Origin of the sequence: Kitasatospora sp. NPDC052868, assembly GCF_044547105.1 — a bacterium.
Classification (GTDB): Bacteria; Actinomycetota; Actinomycetes; order Streptomycetales; family Streptomycetaceae; genus Kitasatospora.
Window position 1 is genome coordinate 85,820 of sequence record NZ_JBITZW010000006.1, and the last position, 16,770, is coordinate 102,589.

The following is a 16,770-nucleotide window of genomic DNA, read 5'->3' on the forward strand; positions in this document are numbered from 1 at the left end:
ACACCCGCCGCACCGCCGTCCCGACCCACAGAACCCCAGGAGCTGTCATGTCCGCATCCAGTGATGCCCGTTTCGCCCAACTGGTCGAGCTGATCATCGAGGTCAAGCCCGGACTCGGCGACCTCGCCGTCACCCCCGAGCAGTCGCTCGTCGACGACCTCGGCCTCGACTCCCTGGACCTCCTCCAGCTCGCCCGCAAGGTCAACCGCAAGCTCGGCGGGGAGTTCGACCTCGACGCCTGGAACGAGGAGGCCGACGCCCACCGCCGGTCCGTCGGCTCCGTGCTCGCCGCCATCGAACCCGCCGCCGTCTGACGCGGTGGCACCGATCGAGGAGGAGCGCAGATGACCGAGCACCACAGGGTCGCCATCGTCACCGGCGGCTCGCGCGGCATCGGACGGGCCGTCTCCCTGCGCCTGGCGCGGGACGGACACCGCGTCCACGTGGTCTACCGCGAGGCCGCCGACGAGGCCGCCAAGGTGGTCCAGGAGATCGAGGCGGCCGGGGGCAGCGCCCGGGCGCACCGCGCCGACGTCGCGGACGAGGCCCGGGTGAACGCCCTGGTCGACGAGATCGCCGAACAGGACGGCGCAGTCCACGTCCTGGTGAACAACGCCGCCGTGATCGACGACCGGTTGCTGCTGCTGACCGGGACGGCCGGCTGGGAGCACGTCCTGCGCACCAACCTCACCGGGCCGTTCCTGACCAGCCGGGCGGCCCTGCCGGTGATGCTGGACCAGGGGTGGGGGCGCATCGTCAACATCTCGTCGAACTCGGTGCGCATCCCCGGGCCGGGCCAGAGTGCCTACGCGGCCTCCAAGGGCGGGCTGGAGGCGCTCACCCGCGCCCTCGCCGCCGAGGTCGGCCACAAGGGGATCCGGATCAACACCGTCGCCCCCGGCAAGGTGCGCACCGACATGACCACCGCCGTCGCCGACCTGCTCGGCGAGGAGGGCGCGGGCACCCGCTGGGGCGTCCCGGAGGACATCGGCTCCGTGGTGGCCTTCCTGGCCGGCGACGAGGCCGACTACATCCAGGGCCAGACCATCACCGTCGACGGCGGGCGCCTGGTGATGCGCAACCGGCCGGGCGGGAGGCGGTCCGCATGACCGGGGCCGACGCCGCGAGCGCGGACGCGAACCCGGACGCCGCGAACCCGGACGCCGCGAACGCAGGCAGCAGGAGCGCGGACATCAAGTACTGGGAGGACCTCGTCGCCGCGCCCGTGCGGCGGTTCGGCCCGCTGGTGGTCGAGGGCGCGCTGATGGACCACCTGCTCGACCTGATGGGCGAGAAGCACCCGATCCACGACGACGCCGCGTTCGCCCGCACGCTGGACCGCCAGGAGCGGATCGTTCCCGGCGGCTTCCTCCACTCGGTGACCTCCGGCTGGAGCGTCCAGCACGGCTCGCCCGCCGCGATCATCGGGATGCGGCGGCTCACCTGGGACTTCCTGCGGCCGGTCTACCCGGACCAGCCGTTCTGGTTCACCACCGAGACCGAGCGCTCGGCCGAGATCGACGAGCGGCGGGGCACGATCGACTCGGTCCGCAAGGTGTTCGACGCCGAGGGGCGCACCCACGCCATCGGGCGGATGAGCCTGGTGGTGCTGCGCCGCCCCGCCGCGGCCGCTCCCACCGCCGCCGCCGCAACCGGCACCGCCGCAGCCGGCACCCATTCCGACGAGGGGACAGCACGATGAGCAGCACTGGCTTCCAACCGCTGCAGGGCAAGGTGGCACTGGTCACCGGCGGCTCGCGGGGCATCGGCGCCGGGATCACCCGCAAACTGGCCGCCTGGGGCGCCACCGTCTGCGTCAACTACGTGGACCGGGCCAAACCGGCCAAGGAGATCGCCGCCGAACTAGCCGACCAGGGAAGCACGGTGACGCTTCACCAGGCCGACCTCGCCGAACCGGAGGCGATCGAGGACCTGATGGCCGGCATCGGTGAGCAGCACGGCGACCTGCACATCCTGGTCGCCAACGGCGCGGCCACCAAGTTCACCCGCCTGGAGGACGCCACCCTCGGCCAGTGGCAGTTCGTCCAGGACACCAACGCCCGCTCGACCTGGCTGCTCGCCAAGCACGCCATCCCGCTGATGCGGGACCGCCCGGGGGCGCGGTTCATCTCCATCACCAACTCCACCACCACCCGCATCGTCCCGGGCGCCGCCCTGTTCGGCGCGGCCAAGGCGGCCCTGGAGTCGCTGACCGAGTACCTGTCCTACGAGCTGGCGCCGTACGGGATCGTCGCGAACTGCGTACGGCCCGGCCTCGTCCAGACCGGCGTCTTCAAGGTGCGGCCCGACCTCCACAAGGGCGTGCACCACGAGCAGTCCGTCACGCCCTGGGCGGGCGACCGGATGACCACCCCGGAGAACAGCGCCGACGTCGTCGCGATGCTCTGCCTGGACGAGGCCTCCTGGATCGCCGGACAGACCATCACCGTGGACGGCGGCTACCGGCTCTGGGGCCACAGCCTCGGCGACCACCAGAGCCTGTGAGCACCGGGAGGATGCCCGCCGTGCCCGACATCGCCATCACCGGCACCGGCCTGCTCACCGCCGCCGGCGCGGGCGTGCACCGCACCTGGGAGGCGCTGGACGCCGGCCGGCCCCGTTTCACCGCCGACGCCGGCCTGCCCTGGCCGGTCGCCGCGGTGGACCCGGCCCTGGCCCCCTGGCCGGACGGCGCCCGCTGGAAGAACATCCGCAAGTACGCGAGCCCGGGCGCACACTGGGGCCTGGCGGTCGCCCGCGCCGCGCTGGAACAGGCCGCCGGGGAGGCCGCCCGGGAGCCCGGGGCGCAGGACGGCGCCCGCGGCGGCACGGTGGTCGCCGTCAGCAGCAACGGCTCCGACGAGCTGGCGGAGATCCTGCCGCGGCTCGCGGTGCTGGCGCAGAGCGACGAGCGGCCGATCGCCGAGCTGCTCTACGACGAGGTGCCCGACTACGCCTACATCCGGAGCATCCCGTCCCAGCTCGGCCAGTTCGTCGCACTCGCCTCGGGCTTCGAGGGCTCCAACCTCTCCGTCTACGGCGAGACCGGGGCCGGCGGGCTGGGCGCGCTGGCGCTGGCCGTCCGGCTGATCACGAGCGGGGAGCTGGACCGGGTGCTGGTGGTGGGCGTCAGCCCGCCGCTGCCGCTGACCACCGCCGTGGCCTTCGACCGGGAGGAGCGCTTCGGGCGCGAGCCCCGCCCCGGGTCCGGCCCCTTCGACCTCGACCGGGCCGGCACCTTCGTCGGCCAGGGTGCGGCCGCCCTGCTGATCGAGAACGCCGACACCGCCCGCGCCCGGGGCGCCGCCCCGCTCGCCGGGCTGGCCGCCTGCGAGACGCTCTGCGCCGCCGACCGGTCCACGGCCGCCGCGGCCGTGGTCGAGCAGGTGCTGGCGCACCCGGGCGGCCGCGCCGACCTCTGGTGGGCGCACGGCGCCGGCTCCCCCGCGCTGGACCAGGTGGAGTGCGAGGCCGTCGCCCCGCGGCTGGGCCCGGCGGTGCCCACCACGTCGAGCAAGGGCACCGTCGGCAACGCCCTGGAGTGCTCCGCGCTCGTCGACGCGGTGCTCGCCGTGGAGGCGCTGCGCCAGGGCCGGGTGCCGCCCGTCGGCCTGCTGCGGAAACCGGACCCGGCGCTCGGGTCCGTGGACTTCGTCGTCGGGGAGCCGCGCGCCGTCCCCGGCGCCACCGGTGCCCTGGTCACCGCGCTCGGCCACGGCCGGGACGCGGTGACGGCGGGTGCCGCCGTGATCGTGAAGGGGAGCTAGCGTGGACAGTCGGATCGTCATCACCGGGATGGGCGTGGTCACGCCCATCGGCGCGACGGTGGAGTCCTTCTGGGAGGCCAACCTGGCCGGCCGGTCGGGGCTCGTCGCCGAGGACCGGATCGACGTGTCGGGCCTGCCGTGCGGCCGGGTCTCCGGGGTCATCCCCGAGGCGCTCAAGCAGCGGGTGCGGGCGCGCTGGGGCGCTCCGGGCCGGTCGTGGAGCGACACGATCATGCACTGCGCGGTCGACCAGGCGCTGACCGACGCCGGGGTCACCGGGCCGCTCGCCCGGCCCGCCGGTCTGGTCTGGTCCCGGGTGTGGCCGGGCCCGAGCGGCTCGGACCCGCGGGACTACGCCGTCCACCTCAAGGAGGTCGCGGCCTGTCGGACCGCCATCGGGGACGACCCGGCGGCGGTGGCCGCCTATCTGGACGGCCGGCCGCTGCCACCCGAGCCGACCGACGTGTCCGCGTTCCCCCGCGAGGTCTCCGAGCGGCTGGGCGTCCCGCTGGTCACCACCCGGCTGGAGGCCACCTGTTCGGGCGGGCTGCGGGCGATCGCGGAGGCCGCCCGGCTGCTGCGGCTGGGCACGGTGGACGTGGTCGTGGTGACCGCCGCGGTATCCCGCAGCACCCCGTACGTGCTGTCGCAGTACAACCAGCTGATGGCGCTCTCCCGGTGGAAGGGCGATCCCGCGCAGGCGTCGATGCCGTTCGACCGGCGGCGCTCCGGGATGGTCATCAACGAGTCCGCCGGCGCCCTCGTGCTGGAGACCGCCGAGCACGCGGCCCGGCGCGGGGTGGACGGGGTGCACGCGGTGGTGGGCGGCTGGGGGCTCGCCGTGGACACCACGCACATCACCGCACCGCAGGTGGAGACGGTGGAGCGGGTCATCCGGACCGCCCTGGAGCGCTCGGGCACCGGCCCCGCCGGGATCGACTCGGTCAACGCGCACGGGACGTCGACCAGGCTCAACGACCTGACCGAGGCCCGCGCGCTGCACCGGGTCTTCGGTGAGCGGATGGCGGAGCTGGACGTCTGCGCCGTCAAGTCGCTGACCGGGCACGGCTCCGCCGCCTCCGGCATCGTCGAGTCGGTGGTGGCCGCGCTGACGCTCTGCCGGGGGATCGTGCCGCCGGTGGTGACCTGTGTCGAACCGGACCCGGAGTGCGCGGTGCGGACCAACCCGCGGCCGGTGGAGCGGCCGGTCCGCACGGTGCTGAAGAACTCGTTCGGCTTCGGCGGCCAGTACGCGTCGATGGTCTTCCACCGGCCTGCGGATCCACGCCCTCCCCGCCCCGCCGCGGCGGCCCGGGGCTGAGCGCGGGTGCTGGACGTCGTCGAGCTCTCCCTGGGACCGCCGCACTACGCGGACGAGCCGCCCGCCAGCGTGATCTGGCTGCACGGCATGGGCCAGGAGCCGTCCGCCCTGATCCCGACCGCCCGGCTGCTCGGCCCGCCCGGCCGGCCCCCGCGGGGGCTGTTCCCGCGCGCGCCGCAGCAGCCGGGCGGGCTCGGCGGCGGCCGCCTGGTGCGCGCCTGGTTCCCGCAGAGCGTCTTCAGCCTGGACCGGATCGGGCTGCCGGACGTCCTCGCCATGGCCGAGCGGCTGCACGAGGTGGTGGACGCCGAGACCAGCCGCACCGGGGCGGGCCGGGTCCTGCTGGCCGGGTTCTCGCAGGGCGCGGTGATGGCCCTGGTGACCTGTCTGCTCCACCCGTCCCCGCTGGCCGGCCTGGCCCTCAGCGCCCCGTATCTGCCGGCCGACCTGGCCGCGCACCTGGCGGAGCGCCGCAGCCCGGCCAACGCGGCCACCCCGGTCTGGATCGCCCACGGCGCCGACGACTGGGTGATCCCGCCCTCGGCGGGCGCGGCCGTCCGGGACACCCTGCTCGGCTGGGGCCACCCGGTCAGCTGGCACCACCTCCCGGCCGGCCATACGCCGTTCCCCACCCCGCCCGCGCTGCTGCACCGATTCCTGCACAGCTGTCAGGCCGGCCGCGGGTAGCCGGGCCGGGTGGGGCGGGGCCGGTGTCCGGATTCGGATACTCTGCCCGGGTGAGTGAGAACCTTCCCCCCTGCCCCAAGTGCTCCAGCGAGTACACCTACGAGATGAACGCCCTCATGGTCTGCCCCGAGTGCGGCAACGAGTGGGTGGCCGCCGAGGGTGCGGCGGACGACGCGGGCGCCTCCGGGGAGCGGGTGGTCAAGGACGCCGTCGGCAACGTGCTGACCGACGGCGACACGGTGACCGTCGTCAAGGCCCTCAAGGTCAAGGGCAGCCCCTCGGGGATCAAGGCCGGGACGAAGGTGCGCAACATCCGGCTGGTCGACGGGGTCGACGGCCACGACATCGACTGCCGGATCGACGGCTTCGGGCCGATGCAGCTCAAGTCGAGCGTGGTCAAGAAGGCCTGACCGGCCCCGTCCGCGCTGCCCCGACCCACGCTGCCCCGCCCACCCCGTCCGCGCCTTGCCGGGCGGGGTGCGCGTGCCGGGGTGCGAATGCTGGAGAGCGTGTGCCGGGGTGCCGAGGGGCGCGTGGGAGCACTCCCGAACGCCGCCGGGTCCCCGTGCGCCGAGCGGGCGGCGCAACCGTCGGCCGGCGTCTCCGCCAGAACACCGCCGTGCAACTGCTCGGCAACTTCCGGCGTCACGGCCTTGCGCGCGGCTGCCCGTGACGACAACCTGGAGCCCGTCGACTGACACACGGAGTGACGGACGTGGGGGCCGTGACCGGTTGGGTCGGTCTGTCGATGTCCGGGACCGTGCGCGCCGACGGGGCGAGCCCGTACGGCCGGAGCGGATCGAACGGCCGTCCGGCCGACCCCTTCGAGGAGCAGCGCCGCCGGTTCGGGCCGGGCGTCCCACAACGCCCGGGCGCTGCCCAGCCCCGACCGCCCCCGTCCCCGACCGATCCGCCGACCGCCCCCGCGTCCGGGCACCGGCCCGATCCACCGCCCGCCCCGAACCCCTGTCCGCAGCGCCGACGTTGGCGAGAGCCGATCCGGCGGCCCCAGGCCGTGGCCGACGACGCCCGGGCCGGCCGCCGGTCGAGGACGAGTACCGACAGACCCAGAGAGCGGAGTGGTCATGCCAGCTGCGATCATCGGACGCGAGGGGCCCCTGACCGGGCGGCGGTTCCCGGTCGGCGAACGGCCGGTCACCTTCGGCCGCAGCAGCGACAGCAGCGTGGGGATCACCAGCACAAGCGCCTCCCGCCTGCACGCGGAGGTGCTGCGCGAGGCGGGCCGCTACGTGCTGTACGACCGGGGCAGCCGCAACGGGACGCTGGTCAACGGGAGTCGGGTGACCTCCCACGTCCTGGTGTCCGGCGATGTGATCACGATCGGCGGCGAGGTCTTCCGTTTCGAGGTCACCGACGCGATGGAGACGATCACCGAGCTGGTGGCCCCCGCGGCCGCCGAGCCCGTCCTGCGCGTCACCGTCTCGGGCGGCGGTCCGGTGGGGCTGGGCCTCGCCCTGCTGCTGGAGCACCTGCTGGGTCGGCGCGTGGCCGTCACGGTGTACGACGGCCGCTGGATCCAGGACGGCTCGCGGGTCCTCTGGAAGACCCAGGCGCAGGGCAACGTCCGGCGCCAGCAGGTCGTGACCGTCCAGAGCCGCCAGTACCTGAACCTCCCCGAGGAGGTCCAGGAGCGCCTGTTCGGCGCCGACTCGTACTCCGAGATGTGGCCGGCCGGTCCGGACTCCGTGCGCGGCTTCGCCCCGCGCAACATCCGGATCGCCTACATCGAGGACGTGCTGCTGGAGTTGGCGAACGAGAAGTCCGACCGGATCCGGCTCGTCCCCGCCAACCTCGACCCGGCCGAGCAGCGGGCGGAGCTGGCCGAGGACCAGGTGCTCGCCATCTGCGAGGGCGGCCGCTCGCGCACTCGGGAGTACTTCACCGACAAGTTCGGCACCCCCGACACCTCGATCTACTCGCTGGACGGCCGGCACCTCCAGGACGTCGTGCTGGGGCTGCGGGTGAAGTCCGGGCTGACCGACCCGATGTCCGTCCTGCTGACCGTGGCCCAGAACCGCTTCCTGCTGAACTCGCTGCGCGGCGAGGGCTTCCTCAACATGCGCCTGACGGACGCCGAGGCCGCCGAGGTGATCGGGGTCGACCCCGTCCGGCACGTGTTCGAGCAGTGCGTCGCCTCGCGGCCGTGCCTGATGGGCCGCAACGAGGACGGCGACTTCCGCTGCGCCACCCACGGGACGCTCTTCCTGCCCGCCCTGGTCAAGGGCTCGGCGCTGTGGCGGCGGGTGCTGGAGGGCCTGGCCCTGTTCGGCGTCGCCGAGGAGGACCTGAGCGCCGTGACCGGGTTCCGGCTGGACATGGTGCAGCGGCCGCGCTTCACCGCCCGGCTCTACCCGCCGACCTCCGGCACCCCGGGGACGTACGGGTTCCTGCTCGGCGACGCCGCCAACGCGATCCACTTCTGGCCGGGACGCGGGCTCAACAGCGGGCTGGCCTCGGCCATCTCGCTCGCCCGCTCGCTCACCGGCGCCTGGCGCGGGCGGGCCTTCCGCGACGCGGACTTCGTCCGGCACGAGGCGGCGATGTCGATGCTGCAGTACCGGCACAAGAGCCGGGCCTGGAACGCCATGGTGACCACCGACGAGCAGGGCGGCAGCTGTGCCATCAAGGACCGGATCGCCCTGAGCATCGAGCAGCCCGCGCCCGAGAGCGCCGACCCCGAGGCGGACGTCGAGGCGGACATCGAGGCCCTGATGGTCCGGCTGCGGGCGATCCGGGAGCGGCTGGCACCGCGCCTGCCCGGCCTGCCCGACGACACCGTCCTCCGCGACCACCTGCGCACCCTGAAGGGCGAGACCGTGCGCACCCTGCTCGCGAGCGGGGTCTGGGACACCCTGACCGTGGGCGGCGAGGAGGTCGACATCGACCTGTTCTACCGGCAGACCCCGCCGCCCGCCTCCGCCGCCAGGACCCCCGAGCCGCACCTCCGGGGCTGACCGCGCCGGGCCTGACCGAGCCGGCCCGGCCGGCCCGCCTGCTGCGGGCCGACCGCCCGGGCCGCATGCCTGCCGGGCCGTCACACGGTGGTGGGCCGAAAGCCCCTGCGGAGGTCCTGGACGAGCAGCGCGACGAGGCGCTGGCTGTTCAGCGGGAGGGCCAGCCGCTCCGGACCGCAGCACAGCTCGAAGCCGCCGAACAGGCGTAGTTGAAGGCGTTCGGACCGTCCGGGCGGCGGCCCGCCCTCCGTCGCCGGCTCGGTCGCGGACCTGGACTCGACCACGCGCGCCTCCACCTCTGCTCGCCCCCTGCGCCCCGTGTCTGCACGAACAGACAGCTGATGCGCGGATCGCGCCCCGGGCAACCCCGGTGCCGGGCAGATCAATCCTTACGAGTGACCGGGCGGCACGGGCGGTCGACGGCAGGGCGCCCGGAGGGAGCGCAGAGGGCTCTCCACGGCCGCCCCCGTGCGGCCGGCCCGGCGCCGGGTCACCAGCCGCGGGCGGCGGCGAGGGTGCCGCGGCCGGTGCGCAGCCGGGTGACCAGGGCCCGGCGCAGCTCGCGGTCGTGGTCGGTCTCCACCGGGAGGTCGAGCTGCACGATGTCCACCCCCGCCGAGCGCAGCAGTCCGATCCGGGCGGCCACGCCGGCGGGCGAGCCGACGTAGGCGGCGGTGAGCGAGCGGCGGATGTACGCGGCGACCTGGTCCGCCCCGTGGCGCGGGTCCGAGCGGCCGCGCTCGCGGTCCCGGTCGAGCTGGACGGCCTCCGCCCAGCGGTCGCCGTCGGGGCCCGAGGTGAGCCGCAGGGCGTCGTGCCGCAGCCGGCGGACGCGTTCGCGGGCCTCCTCGTCGGTGTCGGCGAGGACGACGGTGACGTGCCGCCAGATCCGCAGGGTGCGGCCGTGGGCCGCGGCGGCGGCCCTGACCTCGGCGATCCGGCGGCGGGTGTCGGGCAGCGGCAGCGCTCCGACGGCGTACACCTCGGCGTAGCGGGCGGCGAGGTCGAGGCCCTGCGGGGAGGAGCCGCCGAAGGAGAGCAGTTCACCGCCGGGACGCGGGCGCAGGCCGGGGCGGGCGGCGTGCACGGTGTAGAACTCGCCCTTGTGGTCGATGTCCTGGCCGGTGGCCAGGTAGCGGGTGAAGACCTCCAGGTACTCGTCGGCCCGGCGGTAGCGCTCCTCCTTGTCGAGCCGGTCGCCGTCGCGGGCGGTGTCGAGGTCGCTGGAGCCGACGATGACGTGGGCCGCCGCCCGCCCGCCGGAGAGCCGGTCCAGGGTGGCGAGCGAGCGGGCGGCGACGGTGGGCGCGGTGGTGCCGACCCGGTGGGCGACGGCGATCCGCAGCCGGCTGGTGGCGGCCAGGGCCCAGCCGGCCACCAGCCACGGGTCGGGCCAGGAGCTGGACTGCACCACGAGGGCGCTGTCCAGTCCGTCCTCCTCGTTCTCCCGCGCGGTGCGGGCCACGTGGGCGGGGTCGGCGGTGCGGTCCCGCAGGTCGGGGGCCCAGCGCAGCGCCTGGCGTTCCTGCGGGGTGCGGCCCGGCACGGCGGCGGCGCGGACCCCGCCGCGGATCTCGAGTTCCATGGGTGCCTCGCAAGGTGACGTGGAGGGTCGGTGGCGACCACCCGGCGTGATCCGAAGGAGAGGACCTAGAGCGCGGCCGGGCCGAGCCGGGCCAGGGTGTCGAGCAGCCGGGAGCGGCTGACGAAGACCTCGGGCGGCAGGGAGATGTACAGCTGGATGGTGGTGACGCCGGGCCGGTGGTAGGCGAGGATGCGCTCGCGGCACTCCTCGGGGGAGCCGCTGACGAACAGTCCGTCGACCACCTCGTCCGGCAGGGCCTTCTGGGCGCCCTCCGGATCGCCGGCCGCCCAGCGCTGGTGGGTCTCGGCGAGCAGGTCGCCGTGGCCCAGCCATTCGTGGAACTTCCGGTACGGCTCGCGGTTCAGGATCCAGGCGAGGAAGGGCCGGCTGGCCCGGTGCGCGTAGTCGGTGTCCTCGGTCGGGCAGACGAACACCTTGACCACCAGTTCCTTGCCGGGCGGCTGCGGGCCGACGGCGTCCAGGATCTTCGGTACGTCCTGCGGGAACAGCAGGTTGGTGATGGCGCCGTCGCCCTCGGTGAAGCCGAGCCGCAGCATGTTGGGGCGCAGGGCGCCGAGGATGACCTTGACCGGGTCGGCGGGCGGGTGCGGCAGCCGGTAGCCGCTGATCGAGAAGGTGTCGAAGTCGCCGGAGACGTGTTCGCCGCGCAGCGCCCTGGTGACGAAGCGCAGCACGTCCCTGGTGCGTTTGAACGGCTCGTCGAACGGGATCCCGTTGATGTCGGTGACGTGCGCCGGCACCGAGGCTCCGATGCCCAGCAGCAGCCTGCCTGGGGCGAGTTGGGCCAGCGTCGCGGCGGTCTGGGCGAGTACGGCCGGGCCGCGGGTGTGCACCGGGACGATGCCGGTGCCGATCCGCAGGCTCGGCGACCAGGCGGCGGTGGCGGCGAGCGGGGTGAAGGCGTCGGTGCCGCCGCCCTCGGCGCTCCAGACGTCGGTGTAGCCGAGGTCGGGGAGCCGTTCGACGAGGAACCGGTGCCGGTCGATGGTCAGGCCCGGCAGCGGGAGGGTGACGCCCCACTTCGGCGGTTCGGCGGGCGGCGCGGTCGCCGGGACGGCCTGGGTGAGGTGGTGCGGCTGGTGCGGGGCGGTCATGGGAATGGCCGTCCTTCCTGTGGTGCCTTGGGTGTGGTGCGTGCGCCGCCCGGTCGGGGCCGGCCGGCGGGCGGGCTACCTGCCGACCCGGACGGTGGTCAGGTCGAGGAACCAGGACTGCGGCTGGACCAGGCCCTGGACCTTGGGCGAAAGGGCCCGCGGGTTGCGGTCGTTGACCACGAAGAGCCAGGGCGCGTCCTGGGTGACCAGGGAGAGCGCCTTGCGGTAGCCCGCCTGCCGGCCGGCCTGGTCGGCCGAGGCGGCGGAGGAGTCGAGCAGCTCGTCCACCTGCGGGTTGGCGTAGTGGCCGGTCCAGAACGGGCTCTTGGAGCCGATGAACAGCGGCAGCAGCGCCTCGGACTGGAACAGCGTGGTGGACTGGGCGATGGCGTCCGAGCCGAGCGCGACCTGGCCCTTGGCCTCGGCGCCGATCAGGGTCGTCCAGTCGGTGGTGCGCAGCTCGACCTTGATGCCGACGGCGGCGAGGTCGCGCTGGAGGGCCTCGGCGATCGGTACCGGCAGCAGGTTGCCGGAGCCGCCGGTGGGCACCGTGACGGAGGTGGCGAAGCCGTTCGGGAGGCCGGCCTCGGCGAGCAACTGCCTGGCCTTGGCCGGGTCGTAGGAGTAGACGTCGCCGGCCGGGTCGTAGGCGGCGGTGGCCCGCGGTGCGGCCTGGTAGGCGGGGTCGGCGGTGCCGTGCAGCAGCTTCTCGGCGATGGCCTTGCGGTCGATCGCGTAGTTGGCGGCCCGGCGGACCAGCGGGTTGTTCCAGGGCGCCTTGGCGGTGTCCAGGATCCAGTACCAGAGGTGGTCGTAGCTGTTGCCGGCGATCCGGACGCCGTCGGCCTTGAGGCTGTCGATGTCGTCGGGGTTGGGGTACTCGATCCAGTTCACGCCGCCGGAGCGCAGCGCGGCGGTGCGGGCGGCGGCGTCCGGGAGCGCCTTGATCACCAGCTTGTCGAGCTTGGGGGCGCCCCGCCAGTAGGTCTTGTTGGCGACCAGGTCGATCTCCTGGCCCTCGGTCTGCGAGGCGAAGGCGAACGGGCCGGTGCCGACCGGGTGCTGGGAGAAGTCGGCGGAGCCGGTCCGGCGCACCGCGGTGGGGCTGGCGATCAGGACGTGGGCGAGGTCCTCGGGGAAGTGGCCGTTGGGCTCCTTGGTGACCAGTTCGACGTGGTCCTCGTCGGTCTTGCGGTAGGAGGCGATGTCGCCCGCGTACTCCTTGGCGGCGGCGCCGAGCGCGTCGGTGTACTCGGGGCTGTTCCGGTCCAGGTAGCGGGCCAGGTTGAAGAGCACGGCGTCGGCGTCGAACGGGGTGCCGTCCTGGAAGGTGACGCCCTTGCGGAGGGTGAAGGTCCAGGTCCTGGCGTCGGCGGCGACCTCCCAGGAGGTGGCGAGGGCGCCGGTGACCACCGGCGGCCGGTCGGTGTCCTTGAGGAGTTCGTAGCGGGTGAGGCCCTCGTAGATCTGGAAGCCGACCAGGCGCTTGCCCTCGAAGCCGGCGCCGCCGATCACGGTGTCGGGGTTGGGCAGCCTGCCGGTGGCGCCGATCACCAGGGTGCCGCCGCGCTCGTCGCCGCCCGCGCCCGCGGCGCCGCTGCCGTCGGTGCCGGAGGCGCAGCCGGCGACCGTGAGCAGGACGGCGGCGGCCGACAGCGCGGCGGCTCTGGAGCGGATGCGGGCGTTGTGCCTCATGGGGTCCTCGTTCATCTGGAGAGCTGGAGAGTGCAGGTGGGAAGGGTGCGGGTGGTTCAGGTGCCCGGGGGGCGGCCGGTGGCGGCTTCGAGCAGCGCCCGGGTGTACGGGTGGGCGGGGGCGTCCCAGAGCTCGGCGGCCGGGCCCTCCTCCAGCACCCGGCCGTGCCGCAGGACCAGCACCCGGTGCGCCAGGTGCCGGACCACGGCGAGGTCGTGGGAGATGAACAGGTAGGCCAGGCCGGTGCGTTGCTGGAGTTCGGTGAGCAGGTCGAGCAGCCGGGCCTGGACGCTGCGGTCCAGCGCGGAGGTCGGTTCGTCGCAGACCACCAGGTCGGGGCCGGTGGCCAGGGCCCGCGCCACGGCCACCCGCTGGAGCTGCCCGCCGGACAGCTCGCGGGGGTAGCGGTCCGCCAGGCCCGGGGCGAGGCCGACCTGTTCGAAGAGGCGGGCGACGGCCGCCGGCCGGTCGCGGCGGGGGGTGCCGTGCAGGCGCAGCGCGAAGGCGACCGCCTCGCCGGCCCGCAGGCCGGGGTTGAGCGAGCCGCGCGGGTGCTGCGGCACGAACTGGAGCCGGCCGCGGACGGCACGGTCGGCGCGTCCGCGCAGCCGGGACGGGTCGCGGCCGGCGAAGCGCACGGTGCCCGCGTCGGGGGTCAGCAGGCCGAGGGCGAGCCGGGCCAGGGTGGACTTGCCGGAGCCGGACTCGCCGACCAGGCCGACGGTCTCGCCCGGTGCGACGGTCAGGCTGACGCCGTCCAGGGCGCTCCGGTCGCGGTAGCGCTTGACCGCGCCGTCGACGGCGAGCAGCGCGGGCTGTTCCCCGAGGGTCGACGGATCGCCCGTCGGCGGTGTGCCCGTCATCGGCCTGCCCGTCATCGGCGTGCTCCCGGTTCGGCGGCGACCAGGGCCGCGGTGAAGGCGTGGTCCGGGTCGGCGAGGACCCGCTCGGCCGGGCCGTGCTCGACGACCCGCCCGGCCCGCATCACCGCGACCGTCCCGCCGACCCGCCGGGCGGCCGCGAGGTCGTGGGTGACCAGCAGCAGCGCGATGCCGCAGTCGGCGCGCAGGGTGGCGAAGAGGTCCAGGATGCGGCCGCGGACCAGGGCGTCCAGGGCGGTGGTCGGCTCGTCGGCGATCAGCAGCCCGGGACCGCAGCAGACCGCGAGGGCGATCGCGGCCCGCTGGCGCAGCCCGCCGGAGAGCTCGTGCGGGTAGGCGCGGGCGACCCGCTCCGGGTCGGGGATGCCGGCGGTGGCGAGCAGCTTCGGCACGGCCTCGCGGGCCGCCCGACGGCCGTCGGCGACCCGGTGGCGGCGCAGCACCTCGGCGAGCTGGGGGCCGATCCGGCGCAGCGGGTCGAGCGAGGCCGTCGGGTCCTGCGGCACGTACCCGATCCGCCGGCCGCGGATCGCGGACAGCTCCCGCTCGCCGAGGGCCCCCAGGTCGGCGCCCTCCAGCCGGACCGAACCGGTGACCAGGGCTCCGCGGCCGGGCAGGCCGAGCAGGGTGCGGGCGACGGTGGTCTTGCCGCTCCCGGACTCGCCGAGCAGCACCAGCGCGCCGCCCGCGCCGAGGGTGAGCGACACCCCGTCCACCGCCCGCACCCCGCCGGGGTACTCGACGGTGAGGTCCTCGACCTCCAGCAGCGCGCTCATCGGACGGCCTCCGGGAGGTGGGCGGCCTCTGGGAGGTGCGCGGCCTCCGGAAGGCGGGCGGCCTCCGGAAGGCGCGCGGCGCCGTCCCCGATGCGGGTGCGCAGGGCCTCGCCGAGGGTGTTGAAGACGACCGAGACCACCAGGATGGCGAGGCCGGGCAGGACGGCCACCCACGGGTGGGTGAGCAGGGCGGGCCGCAGCTCGTCGAGCATCGCGCCCCACTCGGCGGTGGGCGGGGCGACGCCTAGGCCGAGGAAGGAGAGGCCGGCGGCGTACACGATGGAGAGCCCGACCAACGAGGAGGCGTACACCAGCACCACGGGCGCCACCACCGGCAGGACCTGGCGCAGGACGAGCGCGCCCCAGCCGGCGCCGCTCACCCGGGCGGCCTCCAGGTACTCGGCGGAGCGGATCCGCCGCGTCTCGGTGAACGCCACCCGGGCGACCGCCGGGGTGAGCACCACCGACAGCGCGAGGACGGTCGCGCCGAGGCCGGGCCGCAGCAGGGTGGCGACGGCGATCGCCAGCAACACCCCGGGGAAGGCGTAGAGCACGTCCAGCGAGCGCAGCAGGGCCTGTTCGGTGAACCGGCTGCCGAGGGCGGCCGCGATGCCGAGCAGGGCTCCGGCGACGGCGGCGACGGCCACCGGGACGAGCCCGCCGGTGAGCGAGGCCCGGGCGGCCCAGATCAGCCGGCTCAGCAGGTCGCGGCCCTGGCCGTCGGTGCCGAGCAGGTGGCCAGGGGTGCCCGGGTCGAGCAGCCGGTCCTGGAGGCGGCCGGCCGTCGGGTCGTCGGGGGCGAGCAGCGGCGCGGCGGCGGCGACCAGGACCAGCAGGACGGCCAGTGCGGCGGGGACGAGGACGCCCGCTCTTCTCGACGCCATGTCAGCTCCTCACCCGGGGATCGATCGCCGCGTGCGCCGCGTCGACCAGGATGTTGACGCCGACGAACGCCACCGCGACCACCAGCACCCCGCCCTGGACCAGCGGCAGGTCGCGGGCGGTCAGCCCGTCGTAGAGCAGCCGGCCGATGCCGGGCCAGGCGAACAGGGTCTCCACGAAGACCACCCCCTCCAGCAGGTAGGCGAGTTGCAGGCCGCCGATGGTCAGCAGCGCGGGCGAGGCGTTGTGCACGCAGTGCCGCAGCACGGCGGCCCGGCCCAGTCCGCGGGCGCGCAGGCCGTCGGCGAGGTCGCCGGCGAGCACCGAGCCGAGCGCGGCCCGGAACACCCGGGCGGTGAGGCCGAGCGGGACGAGCGCGGCGGCGAGGGCGGGGAGCACCAGGTGCCGGACCAGGTCGGCCGGGCCGCCGGAGCCGAACACGTCGTGGGTGCCGCCGGCCGGCAGCCAGCGCAGCTGGACCGAGAACACGGCGATCAGCAGCAGCGCCACCGAGTACTGCGGGGCGGAGACCGCCAGGGTGGACAGCGCGCCGGAGAGCCGGCCGCCGACTCCGTGCGGGCGCAGTGCGCCGAGCGCGCCGAGGGCGGTGCCGCCGAGCAGGACCAGCAGGAAGGCGGCGGCGGTCAGGGTCAGGGTCTGGCCGAGGGCGGGGAGCAGCAGTGCGGAGACCGGGCGCTGGTTGGAGACGGAGGTGCCGAGGTCGCCGGTGAGGGCGTGCCCCAGCCATTCCGCGTAGCGGACGGGCAGGGCCCGGTCCAGGCCGAGCCGTTCGGTGAGCTCCCGGCGGGCCTCGGGCGGGGCGCCGGGGCCGAGGAAGGCCGCGACCGGGTCGCCGGGGACGAGGGCGACGGTCGCGTAGACCACGGCGGTGACACCGAGCAGGGTGGGGACGGCCAGCAGCAGGCGGCGGAGCAGGAAGCCGGTCACCCGCCGGCCCTCCGGGTCGGGGCGCCGGACGGGCCGGCGGCGGGCCGGTGGGGCGGGGCGGGCATGGGGCGGGGTGTCCTTCCGGGGTGGGCGGTTCGGGTCACGCGGCGGGGTGGAGAGAGCAGGGTGGACAGAACG

General features: G+C 75.1%; 17 protein-coding genes. 9 read left to right on the forward strand and 8 right to left on the reverse strand.

The window, feature by feature from the left end; genetic code table 11:
- Positions 1–47: 47 nt before the first annotated feature.
- The 9 genes from ACIGZJ_RS12710 (at position 48) to ACIGZJ_RS12750 (ending at position 8,750) form a co-directional block, all read left to right on the forward strand.
- Positions 48–314 (forward strand): phosphopantetheine-binding protein, encoded by a 267-nt coding sequence (locus ACIGZJ_RS12710; protein ID WP_396457182.1) that lies wholly within the window; start codon positions 48–50, stop codon positions 312–314.
- Positions 315–344: 30 nt separating this feature from the next.
- Positions 345–1,109 carry a 3-oxoacyl-ACP reductase family protein gene (locus ACIGZJ_RS12715; protein ID WP_396457183.1) on the forward strand — a complete coding sequence of 255 codons (765 nt, stop codon included), beginning with the start codon at positions 345–347 and terminating at the stop codon, positions 1,107–1,109.
- Positions 1,106–1,702, forward strand: coding sequence for a MaoC family dehydratase (locus ACIGZJ_RS12720; RefSeq protein ID WP_396457184.1), 597 nt, complete (start codon positions 1,106–1,108; stop codon positions 1,700–1,702). Before ACIGZJ_RS12715 ends, ACIGZJ_RS12720 begins: the two co-directional genes overlap by 4 nt.
- A complete protein-coding gene (locus ACIGZJ_RS12725) occupies positions 1,699–2,505 on the forward strand; it encodes an SDR family NAD(P)-dependent oxidoreductase (protein WP_396457185.1) in 807 nt (268 codons plus the stop codon). The genes ACIGZJ_RS12720 and ACIGZJ_RS12725 overlap by 4 nt, the downstream gene beginning before the upstream one ends.
- Before the next feature lie 20 nt (positions 2,506–2,525).
- Entirely contained in the window at positions 2,526–3,767 is a 1,242-nt protein-coding gene (locus ACIGZJ_RS12730) for a beta-ketoacyl synthase N-terminal-like domain-containing protein (RefSeq protein WP_396457186.1), read from the forward strand.
- Between the two features lies 1 nt (position 3,768).
- Positions 3,769–5,088, forward strand: coding sequence for a beta-ketoacyl-[acyl-carrier-protein] synthase family protein (locus ACIGZJ_RS12735; protein WP_396457187.1), 1,320 nt, complete (start codon positions 3,769–3,771; stop codon positions 5,086–5,088).
- A gap of 6 nt (positions 5,089–5,094) precedes the next feature.
- A complete protein-coding gene (locus ACIGZJ_RS12740; RefSeq protein ID WP_396457188.1) occupies positions 5,095–5,775 on the forward strand; it encodes an alpha/beta hydrolase in 681 nt (226 codons plus the stop codon).
- Positions 5,776–5,825: 50 nt separating this feature from the next.
- On the forward strand, positions 5,826–6,185 hold the full coding sequence (locus ACIGZJ_RS12745) for a zinc ribbon domain-containing protein YjdM (protein ID WP_396457189.1): 360 nt from the start codon (positions 5,826–5,828) through the stop codon (positions 6,183–6,185).
- A gap of 675 nt (positions 6,186–6,860) precedes the next feature.
- Positions 6,861–8,750: an FHA domain-containing protein gene (locus ACIGZJ_RS12750; protein ID WP_396457190.1), complete on the forward strand. Its 1,890-nt coding sequence runs from the start codon at positions 6,861–6,863 to the stop codon at positions 8,748–8,750.
- An 80-nt stretch (positions 8,751–8,830) separates the two neighbouring features.
- On the opposite strand, the gene ACIGZJ_RS12755 is transcribed toward ACIGZJ_RS12750, so the two are convergent.
- From ACIGZJ_RS12755 to ACIGZJ_RS12790, 8 genes are all read right to left on the reverse strand, one after another.
- Positions 8,831–9,034, reverse strand: a complete 204-nt coding sequence (locus ACIGZJ_RS12755) for a hypothetical protein (protein ID WP_396457191.1) — start codon at positions 9,032–9,034, stop codon at positions 8,831–8,833.
- A 206-nt stretch (positions 9,035–9,240) separates the two neighbouring features.
- Positions 9,241–10,335, reverse strand: a complete 1,095-nt coding sequence (locus ACIGZJ_RS12760) for an LLM class flavin-dependent oxidoreductase (RefSeq protein ID WP_396457192.1) — start codon at positions 10,333–10,335, stop codon at positions 9,241–9,243.
- A gap of 65 nt (positions 10,336–10,400) precedes the next feature.
- The gene (locus ACIGZJ_RS12765) at positions 10,401–11,450 is read right to left on the reverse strand and encodes an LLM class F420-dependent oxidoreductase (RefSeq protein WP_396457193.1); all 1,050 of its coding nucleotides are present in this window, start codon (positions 11,448–11,450) and stop codon (positions 10,401–10,403) included.
- A gap of 75 nt (positions 11,451–11,525) precedes the next feature.
- Complete coding sequence (locus tag ACIGZJ_RS12770; RefSeq protein ID WP_396457194.1) at positions 11,526–13,145, reverse strand: ABC transporter substrate-binding protein; 1,620 nt, start codon at positions 13,143–13,145, stop codon at positions 11,526–11,528.
- A gap of 56 nt (positions 13,146–13,201) precedes the next feature.
- On the reverse strand, positions 13,202–14,023 hold the full coding sequence (locus ACIGZJ_RS12775) for an ABC transporter ATP-binding protein (protein WP_396457195.1): 822 nt from the start codon (positions 14,021–14,023) through the stop codon (positions 13,202–13,204).
- Positions 14,020–14,802: an ABC transporter ATP-binding protein gene (locus ACIGZJ_RS12780; protein ID WP_396457196.1), complete on the reverse strand. Its 783-nt coding sequence runs from the start codon at positions 14,800–14,802 to the stop codon at positions 14,020–14,022. Before ACIGZJ_RS12780 ends, ACIGZJ_RS12775 begins: the two co-directional genes overlap by 4 nt.
- Entirely contained in the window at positions 14,799–15,686 is an 888-nt protein-coding gene (locus tag ACIGZJ_RS12785; RefSeq protein ID WP_396457197.1) for an ABC transporter permease, read from the reverse strand. The genes ACIGZJ_RS12780 and ACIGZJ_RS12785 overlap by 4 nt, the downstream gene beginning before the upstream one ends.
- A 1-nt stretch (position 15,687) precedes the next feature.
- The gene (locus tag ACIGZJ_RS12790) at positions 15,688–16,632 is read right to left on the reverse strand and encodes an ABC transporter permease (protein ID WP_396457198.1); all 945 of its coding nucleotides are present in this window, start codon (positions 16,630–16,632) and stop codon (positions 15,688–15,690) included.
- Positions 16,633–16,770 lie beyond the last annotated feature (138 nt).